Source organism: Pseudomonas sp. NFACC08-1 (genome assembly GCF_900106735.1).
GTDB lineage: Bacteria > Pseudomonadota > Gammaproteobacteria > Pseudomonadales > Pseudomonadaceae > Aquipseudomonas > Aquipseudomonas fluorescens_Q.
The window spans coordinates 1-14,702 of the sequence record NZ_FNNL01000005.1; the positions used below are offsets into that span (position 1 = coordinate 1).

The window sequence follows — 14,702 nt, forward strand, 5'->3', positions numbered from 1 at the left end:
AGCGGCAATAAGACGATCGAGTTGGCTGACGGCGGCTACGACGAAGTGCGCACTAATCAGGCCACCTTCACCCTGAACCCGTACATCGAAAAATTGACCTACACCGGCACGACGGCTTTCACTGCTTATGGCAGTGTCACCGATAACATCATCATCGGCGGCGCAGGTAACGACGTGCTGTTCGGCGGTGACGGCGCCGATCAGCTCTTCGGCGGCGAAGGGTTGGACGTCGCCGGTTATACCGACAGCAAGGTGGCGGTGAATATCAACCTCAAGACGGGGGTTCACTCTGGTATCGCTACCGGCGATACCTTTACCGACATCGAAGTGATTCGTGGCTCAAGTTACAACGACACCTTTGTAGCTGACGGTCTGGCGATTGGCTTCGATGGTGGTCTGGGAATAGACACGGTGGATTATTCGACCTCGGCCGAAGCGATCAATGTCGATATTCGCGTCTATAAAGGCTTGCCTGGGATTGGCGGTGATGCCGAGGGCGACACGCTGGAAGGTATCGAAAAAGTTATTGGTACGGTGTTCAATGACACGTTCACCAGTGCCTGGGGGGCTGTAACACTGGAGGGAGGGCTCGGTGACGACGTCTACATTGTCAACACCAGCGGGAACAAGACGGTCGAGCTGGCCGATGGCGGCTTCGACGAAGTATTTACTAATCAGGCCATCTTCACCATGGACCCGTTCATTGAGAAGATGACTCACACTGGCACGGTGGCATTCACAGGGTACGGCAACACCGGCGATAACATCATCATCGGTGGTGGCGGCAACGACGTACTGTTCGGCGCTGCTGGTGCAGATCAACTCATTGGTGGAGCAGGCGTGGATGTCGCCAGCTATGGCGATAGCCGGGTAGCGGTTACCCTTAATATGACCACAGGCGTCCATTCCGGTATTGCAGCAGGCGATACCTATCAAGAGATTGAAACGCTGCGTGGGTCGGGTTTTAACGACACCTTCATCGGCGGTTCGCAAGCGATGGGCGTGGATGGCGCGTTGGGAACTGATCTGGCCAGCTATGAACAGTCCTCCAGCGCGGTGACCATCGACCTGACAACCAATGTGAATGCCGGTGATGCGGCAGGTGATACGTTTACCGCGATTGAGATCTATCAGGGCTCCGATTTCGATGACACGCTATTGGGCTCTGCTAAAGCCGACATTTTTATTGGTGGTGCGGGCGCCGACGTCATTGATGGTCGCGATGGTGTGGATCAAGCCTGGTATATCAACAGTGCTGCCGCTGTGGATATCAACCTTCAGACGGGTATTCACCAGGGCGGCGACGCCCAGGGTGATGTGCTGACTAACATCGAGCGGGTCATGGGCAGCCAGTTCAATGATTCGATGACAGGAGACAGCCTGGCTAACTGGTTGGAGGGTGGGCTGGGCAATGACACCATCTACGGGGGCGATGGCGCCGATTACATCTATGGCGGCTTGTACACTGCTACAGGCCCGATGCTTCCCGGTGGCCCTGCCAACGTAGCCCAGGCCGATCAGCTCTATGGCGGCCTCGGCAACGATGCGCTTACCACGGCCAACCTGGACACCGGAGCAGTGGCCTATGGAGAGGCAGGCAACGACGGCATTGCCGTGTTCAGCGGCACTGCTGATGGTGGGGCAGGCAACGATATTTTGTTGGGCAGAGGGGATGGTTTCCGCTTGTTGGGCGGGGCCGGCGATGACACTTTAACTGTCGCCGAAGGTGGTCAGGGGTTCGTTAATGGAGGTCAGGATGACGATACCTACGTCATCGATACCTACGGCCAGGTCACGATCAAGGATGACGGTACAGGAGGGTTTGATCGGGTGTTGCTGAACGGAATGGAGTCGATGGACACGATAACGACCGTGCGCAGTGGCAATGACGCCTATATCTTCAATACCTCGAGCTACCATTCAGGCCAACCGCTTTCGGACATGGGCGTGAAGCTGCAGGATTGGTACGCGGGCTTCAACACCATCGAGCAGTTCCATACCTCTAATGGAGATGTCTTTACGATCCCCGCATAACAGCGTTCCCCCTTGCCCGGGGTGCTTGATATAGGACAGGGCTACAAAAACGCCTCTGGGTCAATAAGACCCAGAGGCGTTTTTTATTTGCCCGCGCAGCATGGGCGCAATCTTACGCAGGCGAGTCCAGCCGTAAACGGACTGTCTGGTGCGGAACTTGCAGCCCAGCGCAAAGCGCTCGAAGAGCGTCAAGTTTCCTTACGACCTCTGTCATCAAGTCAGTATTGACTGGTGACATGGATGTCATGAAAAACCAAGGGATGGATAACAGTTGAAAACCCCTAACGCTGTCAGTGCGCCTGTTGTTGCGCCTCCATTGAAATCGGCATTGCGCCGGGGGCTGATAGGCGCCGCGCTGTTTTCCGGGGTGATCAATATCCTGGCGCTGATTGGCCCGGTGTTCATGCTGGAAGTCTACGACCGGGTCATTCCCAGCCAGAGCGTCCCGACCCTGGTCGCCCTGGGGCTGCTGGCGCTGGGGGTTTATGCGCTTTCGGGCCTGCTGGATATCATTCGATCCCGAGTCATGGTGCGAATTGCTTCCTCGCTGGATCTGACGCTGTCTTCGAGAGTCTTCAACGTGATTGCCGGTGCTTCGCTGAAAACGCCGATTACCGGAGACGCTTTGAAACCGGCCCAGGAGCTGGATCAGATCCGCAGTTTTATTGGTGGTCCGGGACTTGTGGCATTTTTCGATTTGCCGTGGATGCCGGTTTACCTCGCGGTCTGCTTTTACATTCACCCGCTCTTTGGTCTTTTAACCGTCGCCTTGATGATTATCCTCATAGCGCTGACCGTACTCACTGACCGGCAGACCCGCAAATTGATGCAGGCGTCGGCCGATGCGTTGAACAAGCGCAATCACCTGGGCCAGCAAGCTCACCAGAACGCCGAAGCGCTGATGGCCATGGGCATGTTGGTCAACACGTCGACTATCTGGCAGAAGAATCACAGCACCTTCATTACCCTGCAACGACGCTCGATCGACATTGGTGGCTTTTACGGTGGCATTTCCAAAACCCTGCGCCAGGTCGTTCAGTCGGCCGCCCTGGCCTTGGGTGCATGGCTGGTGATCCAAGGCGACTTGAGCGGCGGCACGATGATCGCGGCCTCGATTATTGTGGCGCGGACGCTGGCACCGGCGGAGCAGGTCATTGCCTCGTGGCGCAGCCTGTTGGGTGCCCAGATCGCCTGGAAGAAACTAGTGGAAGTGTTCTCGCTGTTCCCGGATGCCCAGAGCAAGACCGAGCTTCCTGCGGCCCATCGCAACTTGCAGGTCGAAAGTGTTTTCGCAGCGCCACCCGGCGCGCAGCGCCTGACCTTGCAAAATATCAACTTCCTGGTCGCCGCGGGCACTGCTGTGGGGGTGGTGGGGCCGAGCGCATCGGGCAAGTCGTCATTGGCGCGGGTCCTAGTCAACGCCTGGGCCCCGGCGCGGGGGCATGTCCGGCTCGATGGCGCGCCGCTGGATCTGCTGACCGAACAGGCTCGAGGCAAGTTGATCGGTTATCTGCCGCAAAGCGTTGGGCTGTTTACCGGAACCGTCGCCCAGAACATCGCCCGCCTAGACCCTTCGGCACCGGACAGCGCGATTGTCAGCGCTGCGCAATTGGCCGGGGTTCATGAGCTGATCCTGCAGTTGCCCCGAGGCTATGAAACCCAAGTAGGCGAGGGCGGGGTCAACCTCTCGGCCGGTCAGCGACAACGGGTGGCACTGGCCAGGGCTTTATTCGGTGATCCGTTCCTGGTGGTGCTGGACGAGCCAAATTCAAACCTCGATGCCGAAGGCGAACAGGCGCTGGCCAAAGCCATCCTGGCGCTCAAGGCTCGTGGTGCAATCGTGGTGGTGATTGCCCATCGCACCAGTATCTTGTCGGTGATTGACCATGTGCTGATTCTCGAAAACGGCATGCAGGCAGCTTTCGGTCCCAAGGATGTCGTCCTTAAAAGGCCGCCTGCACCAGCTCCCAGGCCCGCCAACAATGTCGTGGAATTGGGAGTGCCCAACTGATGCAGGCCGATCAAGAAGCCAATCTGACCGATTCTTTATCCCGTCATCTGCGTTGGGGGGCGGTGTCATTGGTGCTGCTGCTCGGTGGAAGCCTGACTTGGGCGATGTTGACCAACCTGTCTGGTGCAGTCATTGCCTCGGGGGTAGTGGCCGTGGAGGGCAGCGTCAAGACGATTCAGCATCCTACCGGAGGTGTGGTGGCCGAATTACTGATCAAGGAAGGGCAGACAGTCGCGGCAGGGGACGTGCTGTTGCGCCTCGATGCCACATTGCCCGCCGCCAGCCAGGCCATTGTCAGTAAATCCTTGAACCAGGCTTGGGCGCGTCTGGCTCGCCTGGAGGCCGAGCGGGACGATGCCAGCGAGGTAGTGGTACCAACGGAGTTGCTGTCCCGCATGAGCCTGGAGGAGGCCGAGTCGGTCATGGCTATAGAGCAGCAACTGTTTCTTGACCGGCGCGCTTCCCGCGAAGGCCAGAAGAAGCAACTGCGCGAGCGTGTCCAGCAACTCAACGAAACCATTGCCGGTCACGACATCCAGCAGAAAACCAAGCTGGAAGAAATCGAACTGATCGATAGCGAATACCAGGCCGTCAAGAAACTGTTCGACAAAGGCATGATGACTCTCGATCGGGTCAATGCCCTGGCTCGAGGTATTGCCCGCTTGCGCGGAGAGAGGGGACAGTTGATGGCGTCCATTGCCGAGGCTCGGGGCAAGATCGCCGAAACCGAGTTGCAACGACTCCAGGTTGACCAGACTTTCCGCAGTGAAGTGTCCCAGGAACTGAGAGATTTGCTGGCCCGTCAGGGCGAATTGATCGAGCGGGAAATCACTGCCAGCGATCAGCTCAAACGCATCGACATCACCTCGCCTATTGCCGGACGCGTGCAGCAATTGGCCGTCCACACAATCGGTGGCGTCATCTCACCGGCCGAGGGGCTCATGCAGATCGTACCCGCCGACGATGAACTGCTGGTGGAGGCGAAAATCAGTGCCCAAGACATTGACCAGCTAACGGTCGGGCAATCCGCGACCTTGCGCTTGAGCGCGTTCAACCGCAGCACCACGCCCGAACTGACCGGCACCGTGGTGCGACTGTCAGCAGATCTGATTCAGGATGAGCGCACAGGGGCGGGGTTCTATCGGGCGGGTATCAAAATTCCTCAAAGCGAATTGGCGAAGCTGCAAGGGCTAGCCCTGGTGCCGGGAATGCCGGTTGAGTCGATGATCCAGACCGGCTCCAGAAACGTCATGTCTTACTTGCTCAAACCAATCAGCGACCATGCCCAGCGAGCATTCAGAGAGGGCTAGTTTTTAACGTTGAATGGCTTGGCGAGGTTATGAACGCTAGAGCTTTCGATATCAGGATTTGCTGGCGCGTTTCCTGCAAGCCCCCCTCATATCGCCATAAAACGAGCGCTCGCGGACCATCGCAGCGCCCGGATCGGCATTGAAGGTGTAATCCCCGCGCCAGCAGAGCGAAACAACGCTTGGCTGAGCCCGGTGATGGACAAGAGGGGAGACGATGAAGGCAGTTATCTTGGCAGGTGGTCTCGGCACACGGATCAGCGAGGAGTCGCACCTCAAGCCCAAGCCGATGATCGAGATCGGTGGCAAGCCAATTCTTTGGCACATCATGAAGCAGTATTCCGCCCATGGAATCCACGACTTCGTCATTTGCCTGGGTTACAAGGGCTACGCCATCAAGGATTTTTTCGCCAACTACTTTCTGCACACCTCCGACGTCACTTTCGACATGTGCAACAACCGCATGGACGTTCACCAGAACTACAGCGAGCCGTGGCGCGTGACCCTGATCGACACTGGTGAAGACACCATGACCGGCGGCCGGCTGCGTCGGGCGGCGCGTTATCTGGAAAATGAAGAAGCGTTCTGTTTTACCTATGGCGACGGCGTGTCGGATCTCAATATTGGCGCGCTGGTGGAATTTCACTTTTCGCACGGCAAGCTGGCCACGGTGACGGCCGTCCAACCGCCAGGCCGTTACGGGGCTCTGGACAGGGATAACGACCAAGTATTGGGTTTCACCGAAAAACCACGGGGGGATGGTGGCTGGATTAACGGCGGTTTCTTCGTATTGTCGCCCAAGGTGTTGCCGTTGATCGAAAACGATGCAACTTCATGGGAATCCGGTCCTCTGGACGGCCTTGCCGCGCAAGGCCAGTTGATGGCGTTCCAGCACGATGGCTTTTGGCAGCCGATGGACACCCTGCGGGATAAAAATCACCTCGAAGCCCTGTGGCAAAGCGGGGAGGCCCCATGGAAGCAGTGGGACTGAGCCCCGAGTTCTGGCGCGGCAAGCGGGTGCTGGTTACCGGTCACACCGGTTTCAAAGGCAGCTGGTTGACGCTGTGGCTGCAGAGCCTGGGCGCACAGGTCAGTGGTTTTTCCCTGGACCCGACCACTCAACCGAACCTGTTCGAACTGGCCCGGGTCGGCGAGGGCATCGATGATCGGCGCGCTGATTTGCGCGACCTTGGCGCCTTGCTGGAAGTGCTTGCCGACGTGCAGCCTCAGATCGTCCTGCACCTGGCGGCCCAGCCGCTGGTACGCGAGGGTTATCGCGACCCGTTGGGGACCTATTCCAGCAATGTCATGGGCACCCTGAACCTGCTCGAAGCAATCCGTCAGGTTGGCGGCGTGCGCGCCTGCGTATTGGTGACCACAGATAAGGTCTACGCCAACCAGGAGTGGCTGTGGCCCTATCGCGAAAATGAACCCTTGGGCGGCCACGACCCCTACAGCAGCAGCAAGGCCTGCTGCGAATTGCTGGCGCAGTCTTATGCCGCGTCGTTCTTTTCGGCCGAGCGATTCGCTGAGCACGGCCTGGCCTTGGCCACGGCGCGGGCTGGCAACGTATTGGGCGGCGGTGATTTTGCCCCTGAGCGCCTGATTCCGGACGTGCTCAAGGCCTGGTCGGCGGACGAGCCGGTGACGCTGCGTTATCCACAAGCCGTACGCCCGTGGCAGCACGCCCTGGAACCGCTGGCCGGTTATTTACAGTTGGCCGCAGGCCTTCATGAGCAGGGGCCGGAATTTGCCGGCGCCTGGAACTTTGGCCCCGGCGAAGCGGATATGTGCAGTGTCGGTGACGTCGTCCAGTTGCTGGCCGAGCGCTGGCCGCAAGCGCCGGGCCTGCGCATCGAGCCGAGTGATCTGCATGAAGCCGGCCTGCTGCGCCTGGACAGCAGCCGCGCCCGGCAATTGCTGGGCTGGCAGCCGCGCTGGTCGCTGCAGCAATGCCTGGCCCAGACCCTCGATTGGCACCTTGCCTGGCAGAACGGCGACGACATGCGCCAAGTCACGCTGGGGCAGTTGAACCTGTACCGAGGCACGTTGTGAGCGAGTTTTCAATGAAGGCATTACCGTTGGCCGGTTTGTTCACCGTCCAGCACAAGCGCTTCGAAGACCAGCGCGGGCATTTCGCCCGGCTGTTCTGCGAAGGCAGCCTGAGCGCGTTCGGCCAGCCATTCCATATCCGTCAGATCAATCATTCTTGTACCCATGAGCGCGGTAGCGTGCGTGGGTTGCACTATCAGAACGCGGCACAACCGGAAGCCAAGCTGATTACCTGTCTGCGTGGCGAAGTCTGGGATGTGGCTGTGGATTTGCGTCCCGACTCCGAGACTTTCCTGCATTGGCACGCCGAGCACCTGAAGGCCGGTGATGGCCGCAGCCTGTTGATCCCGGCTGGGTTCGCCCATGGGTTCCAGACCCTGACCGACGATGCCGAGCTGCTTTATCTGCACAGCGCCGATTACGCCCCGGAGCACGAGGGCGGCCTGTCGGTGAGTGATCCGCGGCTGGCGATTGCCTGGCCGCTGCCTGTCAATAATCTGTCGACCCGGGACAGCAGTCATCCCTTGCTCGATGAGCGTTTCGCTGGAGTGCGTGTATGAATTGCCGAGGTTGCGGGACTGCCCTGGTGTTGCCACTGATTGACCTTGGCACGTCGCCGCCGTCCAATGCATACGTGCGGGCCGACCAACTGGAGCAGGCCGAGCAGTGGGTCCCGCTCAAGGTTGCTGTATGTCAGCAGTGCTGGCTGGTACAGACCGAGGATTACACCCGCGCCGACAGTTTGTTCGACGCCGAGTATGCCTATTTCAGTTCGTTCTCCAGTACCTGGCTGGCCCATGCCGAGCGCTATGTGGCCGAGATGGTCGAACGCTTCGATTTGACCCCGAACAGCCGCGTGGTGGAGATTGCCGCCAACGACGGTTACCTGTTGCAGTACGTGGCCAAGCGCGGGATTGCGTGCCTGGGTGTCGAGCCAACTCGCAGCACCGCCAAGGCTGCCCGTGAAAAAGGCCTGGAAATTCGCGAGCTATTCTTTGGCCGCGATACCGCGTCGCAACTCATGGGGGAGGGTTGGGCAGCCGACTTGATGGCGGCCAATAACGTGCTCGCCCATGTGCCTGACATCAATGATTTCCTCGCCGGTTTCGCCACGCTGCTGAAGCCTACGGGCGTAGCGACGTTTGAGTTTCCGCAATTGCTCACGCTAATGGCCGGGCAGCAGTTCGACACCCTGTATCACGAACATTTTTCCTACCTGTCGCTGACGGCCGTGCAAACACTGTGCGAGCGCAACGGGCTGGAAGTTTTCGATGTCAGCCAACTGTCGACCCACGGCGGTTCGTTGCGGGTGTTCGTCCAGCGTACCGATGGCGTGCGTCGTCCGGTGCAGGCCACGGTGCAACAGCAACTGCAGGCTGAGCTTGATGCCGGTGTGAAAACTTCCGCATATTACGCCACCCTGGCGCCGGCCGCCGAGGCCATCAAGCATGGTTTGCTGCGTTTCCTGTTGCAGGCCAAGGCTGATGGCAAGCATGTGGTCGGTTATGGCGCGGCCGCCAAAGGCAATACGTTGCTCAACTATGCCGGGGTCAAATCCGATCTTTTAGCCTGGGTGGCGGACGCTAATCCGCACAAGCAGGGTAAATACCTGCCAGGTAGCCGGATTCCTATCGTCTCGCCGGAGCGTATCGCTCAGGAGGAACCTGATTACGTGTTGGTACTGCCTTGGAACCTACTGGCAGAGATCACAGGTCAGTTTGCCTCGATTAACAGTTGGGGCGCACAGTTCGTTGTGGCGGTCCCGGAGTTGAGTATTCAATGAGCAGAATTCATTACACCAAACCGAGCATCGGCGAACTGGAAGCGCGGTACGCACTTGACGCAGTGAAGAACGGTTGGGGGGAGCGTTGCTACGAGTACCTGAACCGTTTCGAGCGCGGTTTTGCTGAGCACCTTGGAGTGACTTATGCCATCGCAACCTCCAGTTGTACCGGGGCGTTGCACATGGGTATGGCGGCCCTGGATATTGGCATCGGTGATGAGGTAATCCTCGCCAATACCAATTGGATCGCGTCCGCGGCCCCCATAACTTACCTGAACGCCACGCCGGTGTTCGTTGACGTACTGCCAGATAGTTGGTGCCTGGACCCGGAACAGGTCCGACGTGCAATTACTTCGCGAACTAAAGCAATTCTGGCGGTGCACCTTTACGGCAACCTATGTGACATGGATGCTCTGCTGGCAATCGGCCGCGAGCACGGCATACCGGTAATCGAAGATGCTGCTGAGGCGATTGGTTCGCAATGGCGTGGTAAAGCTGCGGGATCCTTGGGAGCATTTGGTGCGTTTTCTTTTCATGGCACAAAGACCATGACTACCGGCGAGGGGGGGATTTTCGTTACTTCGGATAAGGGATTGTATGAGCGAGTTCTTACCCTGTCCAACCATGGTCGTGTTGCTGGTAGCGTCCGACAATTCTGGCCGGATTTTATTGGCTATAAATATAAAATGAGCAATTTGCAAGCGGCGGTGGGTTGTGCCCAGGTCGAGCGGATAGAGGAGCTCATTCAGCGCAAGCGCGTGATATTTGATGTTTATGCCCAAGCATTGACTTGTTTGCCGGGCCTGTACATGAATCCTGAACCGGCGCATTCCCGTAACGGCTATTGGATGCCTACTGTGGTTTTCGACGAGTCCACTGGTATTGATCGGGAGCATCTAATTGGCGCATTCCAGGCCGAAAACATTGATGCCCGAGTGTTCTTTTGGCCGCTCTCCTCGTTGCCGATGTTCTGTGGTAAGACGGTCGACACGCCAGTTTCCAATTCGCTGCCGGGGCGTGCGATTAATTTGCCGAGCTATCACGACATGACCTATGCCGATCAGCACAGGGTCATTGATGTTGTGCGAGCGGTTCTTGAGCATAAGGAAAAATTATGAAAGTTTATTTGTTGGGTGCGGCTAATCCCGAGTCGATTCGTATGATCCAAGCAGTGCGGCGCGCTACGCCAAACTTGGAGTTCGCGTTTCTAGATAACGATCCGGCCAAGCAGGGCACTTTATTTTATGGTGTTCCCGTTGTGGGAGGTCTGGATCGAGTGGGTGAACTCAAGGGTGATGATGTGCGTTTCGTCAATTTGATAACCGGTAACACTGTCACGCGTTATGAAACTACGTGTCGGCTGGTAGAGGCTGGTGCAACCCTAGGTAACTTCCTGCACCCCAATATTGATCTGACGATGACCGAAATAGGTTTGGGTAACTACCTGCAAGATGGAGTGATGGTGCAGGCCGAGGTTTCAATTGGAAATAATAGCAGCATTCACATGGGCACGCTGATCGGTCATGAGAGCCGTATCGGAAATTCGGTATTTATTGCTCACGGGGTCAGTGTTTCCGGTTGTTGTGAAATTGGCGACGGTTCTTTTGTTGGAACTAATGCAAGTATTCTGCCTCGCGTTCGCATCGGCCGCTGGGCAACAATTGGTGCGGGTGCGGTTATTAATAAAGATGTCCCGGATTACGCGGTTGTTGTAGGTAATCCCGGAAAAATTCTAAGAATTCAGGATGTTCCTTATCAGGATGCCCAAGTTCTCAAGTGATCCTAGCGTTTTTTGGAGAGTTTAAAATGAATCCTCAGGAACAGTTTCGCGAAGAAGTGGCTTCAAATATTGAAGGTTTGAAACACGACGAAGCCGTGCAAGCCGCATCTTTGGCTTGGGTATGCGATACCGCCAAACACAAATACACCTACAACTTTAGCTGGATGGGCCGTCCGATTATCCAGTTCCCTCAGGACATGATTGCCATGCAAGAAATCATCTGGTCCTTGCAGCCGGATGTCATCATCGAAACCGGCATTGCCCACGGCGGTTCAATTGTGTATTACGCTTCACTGCTTGAGTTGATCGGAAAGGGGGAGGTGATTGGGATTGATGTCGATATTCGTCAACACAATCGTGAGGCGATCGAAGCACATCCGATGAAGCGTCGTATCCATATGATCCAAGGCTCCAGTATCGACGAGGCCATTGTTGATCAGGTCCGCGCACGGGTAGCCGGTAAGAAAGTATTGGTGGTCCTTGATTCAAACCATACACACGAACATGTACTGGCCGAACTGCGTCTTTATGCACCATTGGTGTCGGTAGGCGGTTATTGTGTAGTGATGGATACGGTAGTGGAAGATATGCCTGCTGACTCCTTTCCAGATCGTCCGTGGAGTAAAGGCAACAATCCTAAAACTGCGGTGTGGGCTTACCTTCAGGAAAATCACGATTTCGAAGTTGACGAAAAAATTCAAAGCAAGTTGCTAATTACAGTTGCTCCCGATGGCTATCTGCGTCGGATTAGTTAAGTTAAAATCATCAGCGTTGGTTTGGTCGGTTGTGGGGAGGATTTATGCTAGGCAGTAATGGTTCGGGACAAAGGCTTTCATCAGAAGAGCGGTTTACCATCGTATTGATGACCCACAATCGACCTGCTTTCCTGCGTAGGGCATTGCATTATTACAGCGCGTATCCCTGCTCGATTATGGTGCTCGACTCGTCGGATGAGGCGTGTGTTGAACTTGCCAGACTCTACCCGAATATTGATTATCAGCATCTTCCTCAATTTGGCTATTGGGGTATTCAGTCAAAACTCGTCTATGGGGTAAGCCGAGTCACCACTGAGTTTATGGTTTTTGCCGCTGACGACGATTTCATTTTATTTGACGGTATTACCCAATCCCTTGAGTTTCTTAAGGCGAATAGCGATTACGGGCTGTGTCATGGTTATGGCATGATGTACTTGGCACATGCTACTTCGGTTGATTTTTACCGTCGGGATAAGATTGTTTGCGAGGATTATTGCTCACCCAGTGCTGCTGAGCGAGTGCAAAGTTATTTGGGGCAGTTTTTGCCACCGTTCTACGCGGTTACTCGAACCGATCTGCTACGTGATTGGTATAAGGTACTACCGGATGGAACTCGTTTTGAATGGCAAGAAATCGGTCATGCTTATTATTTGTTGGGGCGTGCTAAAGCTCGCTTGCTGCCCATCCCCTATTCATTGCGTGAAGTCAATTACGGCTATTCAGAGCACAGTACTAACGTGTTGACTGTGCTTGCAAATAGCGACGCAAAATCTGTGCAGGAGCGTGAACAGTTCGCTGAGTTTCTTGCTTCTTTACCCATCGGTGTCGAAGGGAACGCGGCACAGCGCCGACAAACTGCACTCGACAGCTTTACGGCCATGAGAGATGGCTTGCTGGGACGTCGGTCATTGACGCTTGAGGTTATTGTTAATTCCTATTGGCGTAATGCTTTCCAAGAGCCGCTACGCCAGTTTCGACCCAATCAGTACCTAGAGCTTCCGTTTTATAACAAGCCGTTCTTCGATCTGCTTCAGGATTTAGAGTTCATGTTGCATGCGATGCCGGCTGGCCGCCTGCAGCTTCAGGAACTGGAAGGCATTTTGGTGCGCCAGCATGAGTTGATGCGCGTCCATCCCAACGACAACGAACGCACTATCCGGGCTCGCCTGTGGGAGGCACTAGGCCTAAACGTATTCAATCGCTCGGTGGTCAAACGTCTGGCCGAGTCGCTTCAGGGCACCGAGGAATACCAAGAGGGGCTCAAGTTGCAGGTCTGGGCCGAGCGACTGGATTCGTTGCCGGGACAAGCAGGCGACGAACTGTTAAAAAACTTGCCTTCTGGTCGCCTGTTGAACTGGCTCGAAGCGCGTAACCCCGATGCGCAACAACTCAAGTCGATCGCTGCCCATTTGGCCGAGCATCAGGGCGGGCCGCGGTTCGGCATCCTGCTGCTGGATCTGGACGCTGACATGTTCAAGTTGCAGGCCACCTTCGACAGCCTGGTCAACAGCTATTGCAAAGCGTTCAACATAGTGGTGTTCACCACCGGTGACCTACCGGCTACAACCACGGCGCGTGACACCGTGCATTTCGTCAAAGTCAGCACGACCAATTACATCGACTTCATCAACCAGATCATCGGGCAATCTGCCGCCGACTGGCTGCTGCTGGCCGAGGCCGGTGACCAGTTCACTCCGAGCGGGCTGCTGCGCGCCAGCCTCGAACTGATCGGTGCCGAAGGTGTGCGCGCCGTGGCCATGGATGAAATCCAGCGCAAGGCTGATGGCAGTCTCACTGACGTATTCCGTCCGGGGGTCAACCTTGATCTGTTGCAGTCGGTGCCGTCGTTGATGGCGCGACACTGGCTGATTCGCCGTGAGGTGCTGACCCAGACCGGTGGCTTTACCGCGCAATACACCCAAGCCTTGGAGCTTGACCTGCTGTTGCGTCTGATCGAAGACGAAGGGCTGGCCGGTCTGGCGCATTTGGCCGAACCGTTGTTGATCTGCAATGCGCCATCGCAGGAGGAAAACCCTCAAGAGCGTCAGGTGCTGACTCGTCACTTGGCTGCCAGGGGCTATCGCGCTCAGGTCACTTCGGCCCAACCGCTGAGCTATCAGATCGATTACCAGCACGCCGAGCGGCCTCTGGTGTCGATCATTCTCGAGAGTCGCGACAACTTCGAGTACATCCAACAGGCGTTGGTCAGCGTGCTGCAACGTACGCGCTACCATCGTCATGAAATAGTGATCGCGGACAACCACAGCCAATCCGTGGAACTGGCCCAGTGGTTGGACAGTCTGGAAGGCAAGGGCGAGCGGATTCGCATTCTGCGCAGCGACCGACGTCTGAGCACTTCGGCGTTGTACAACTGGGCCAGTACCGAGGCCAAAGGGGATTATCTGGTGATGCTGTCGGCCCAGTCGCAAGTGGTCAATGCCAACTGGCTCGACAGTTTGCTCAACCAGGCCCAGCGGCCTGAAGTGGGGATCGTTGGCAGCAAACAGATGGACATTCGCGGTATCACCACTCAGGCCGGTCTGGTGCTCAAGCCCGATGGTCAGGTGGCCTCGGTGTTTGTCGGCGAGCGCAAGGACGCCAAGGGCTACCTCAACGGCCATCAGGTGGAGCAGAACTATTCGGCGGTGTCGGGCGTTTGCCTGATGATCCGCAAGGACTTGTTCGAAGCCGTGGGCGGCCTGGACGAGGAGCACTTCGCTGAAGCGTTTGCCGATATCGACCTGTGCCTCAAAGCGGCCGATGCGGGTTATCTCACCGTCTGGACCCCTCAGGCCCAGATGCTGCACCCCGGCACACTCGCCGAAGCGCCACAGGCTGCCGACGCTCTTCAGGACAAATGGCAGGCGCGCTTCGAACACGACGCGGCCCGTAACCCCAACCTGGCCTTGACCGGTACGGGCTTCGCGCTGGGCACCGCCACGGCGGTGGACTGGGCGCGGTTGTTGGCATAGGCCTGGCT

Annotated in this window: 11 protein-coding genes; all 11 read left to right on the forward strand. The window is 56.9% G+C overall.

What is annotated here, in order from left to right:
- Nucleotides 1-2,034: calcium-binding protein (locus tag BLU76_RS11940; RefSeq protein WP_092222818.1), on the forward strand; the 2,034-nt coding region annotated here is incomplete at its 5' end.
- Nucleotides 2,035-2,305: 271 nt separating this feature from the next.
- On the forward strand, nt 2,306-4,045 hold the full coding sequence (locus BLU76_RS11945; protein ID WP_092222819.1) for a type I secretion system permease/ATPase: 1,740 nt from the start codon (nt 2,306-2,308) through the stop codon (nt 4,043-4,045).
- Nucleotides 4,045-5,355 (forward strand): HlyD family type I secretion periplasmic adaptor subunit, encoded by a 1,311-nt coding sequence (locus BLU76_RS11950; RefSeq protein WP_092144997.1) that lies wholly within the window; start codon nt 4,045-4,047, stop codon nt 5,353-5,355. The genes BLU76_RS11945 and BLU76_RS11950 overlap by 1 nt, the downstream gene beginning before the upstream one ends.
- Before the next feature lie 214 nt (nt 5,356-5,569).
- Nucleotides 5,570-6,343 (forward strand): glucose-1-phosphate cytidylyltransferase, encoded by a 774-nt coding sequence (rfbF, locus tag BLU76_RS11955; RefSeq protein WP_092222821.1) that lies wholly within the window; start codon nt 5,570-5,572, stop codon nt 6,341-6,343.
- Nucleotides 6,325-7,407, forward strand: coding sequence for a CDP-glucose 4,6-dehydratase (rfbG, locus tag BLU76_RS11960; RefSeq protein ID WP_092222823.1), 1,083 nt, complete (start codon nt 6,325-6,327; stop codon nt 7,405-7,407). The genes rfbF and rfbG overlap by 19 nt, the downstream gene beginning before the upstream one ends.
- Nucleotides 7,404-7,964 carry a dTDP-4-dehydrorhamnose 3,5-epimerase family protein gene (locus BLU76_RS11965; protein WP_092222824.1) on the forward strand — a complete coding sequence of 187 codons (561 nt, stop codon included), beginning with the start codon at nt 7,404-7,406 and terminating at the stop codon, nt 7,962-7,964. Before rfbG ends, BLU76_RS11965 begins: the two co-directional genes overlap by 4 nt.
- On the forward strand, nt 7,961-9,187 hold the full coding sequence (locus BLU76_RS11970; RefSeq protein WP_092222826.1) for a class I SAM-dependent methyltransferase: 1,227 nt from the start codon (nt 7,961-7,963) through the stop codon (nt 9,185-9,187). Before BLU76_RS11965 ends, BLU76_RS11970 begins: the two co-directional genes overlap by 4 nt.
- The gene (locus tag BLU76_RS11975) at nt 9,184-10,305 is read left to right on the forward strand and encodes a DegT/DnrJ/EryC1/StrS family aminotransferase (protein WP_092222828.1); all 1,122 of its coding nucleotides are present in this window, start codon (nt 9,184-9,186) and stop codon (nt 10,303-10,305) included. Before BLU76_RS11970 ends, BLU76_RS11975 begins: the two co-directional genes overlap by 4 nt.
- On the forward strand, nt 10,302-10,967 hold the full coding sequence (locus BLU76_RS11980; RefSeq protein WP_092222830.1) for a DapH/DapD/GlmU-related protein: 666 nt from the start codon (nt 10,302-10,304) through the stop codon (nt 10,965-10,967). Before BLU76_RS11975 ends, BLU76_RS11980 begins: the two co-directional genes overlap by 4 nt.
- A gap of 26 nt (nt 10,968-10,993) precedes the next feature.
- Nucleotides 10,994-11,722, forward strand: a complete 729-nt coding sequence (locus BLU76_RS11985; protein ID WP_092222832.1) for a cephalosporin hydroxylase family protein — start codon at nt 10,994-10,996, stop codon at nt 11,720-11,722.
- A 44-nt stretch (nt 11,723-11,766) separates the two neighbouring features.
- Nucleotides 11,767-14,694 (forward strand): TIGR00180 family glycosyltransferase, encoded by a 2,928-nt coding sequence (locus tag BLU76_RS11990; RefSeq protein ID WP_092222835.1) that lies wholly within the window; start codon nt 11,767-11,769, stop codon nt 14,692-14,694.
- Nucleotides 14,695-14,702: the final 8 nt, after the last annotated feature.

What these genes read in the sequence shown, in the direction of transcription:
- BLU76_RS11950 (WP_092144997.1), top strand. Translation starts at nt 4,045, where the DNA reads ATGCAGGCCGATCAAGAAGCCAATCTGACCGATTCTTTATCCCGTCAT.
- rfbF (WP_092222821.1), top strand. Translation starts at nt 5,570, where the DNA reads ATGAAGGCAGTTATCTTGGCAGGTGGTCTCGGCACACGGATCAGCGAG.
- rfbG (WP_092222823.1), top strand. Translation starts at nt 6,325, where the DNA reads ATGGAAGCAGTGGGACTGAGCCCCGAGTTCTGGCGCGGCAAGCGGGTG.
- BLU76_RS11970 (WP_092222826.1), top strand. Translation starts at nt 7,961, where the DNA reads ATGAATTGCCGAGGTTGCGGGACTGCCCTGGTGTTGCCACTGATTGAC.
- BLU76_RS11975 (WP_092222828.1), top strand. Translation starts at nt 9,184, where the DNA reads ATGAGCAGAATTCATTACACCAAACCGAGCATCGGCGAACTGGAAGCG.
- BLU76_RS11980 (WP_092222830.1), top strand. Translation starts at nt 10,302, where the DNA reads ATGAAAGTTTATTTGTTGGGTGCGGCTAATCCCGAGTCGATTCGTATG.
- BLU76_RS11985 (WP_092222832.1), top strand. Translation starts at nt 10,994, where the DNA reads ATGAATCCTCAGGAACAGTTTCGCGAAGAAGTGGCTTCAAATATTGAA.
- BLU76_RS11990 (WP_092222835.1), top strand. Translation starts at nt 11,767, where the DNA reads ATGCTAGGCAGTAATGGTTCGGGACAAAGGCTTTCATCAGAAGAGCGG.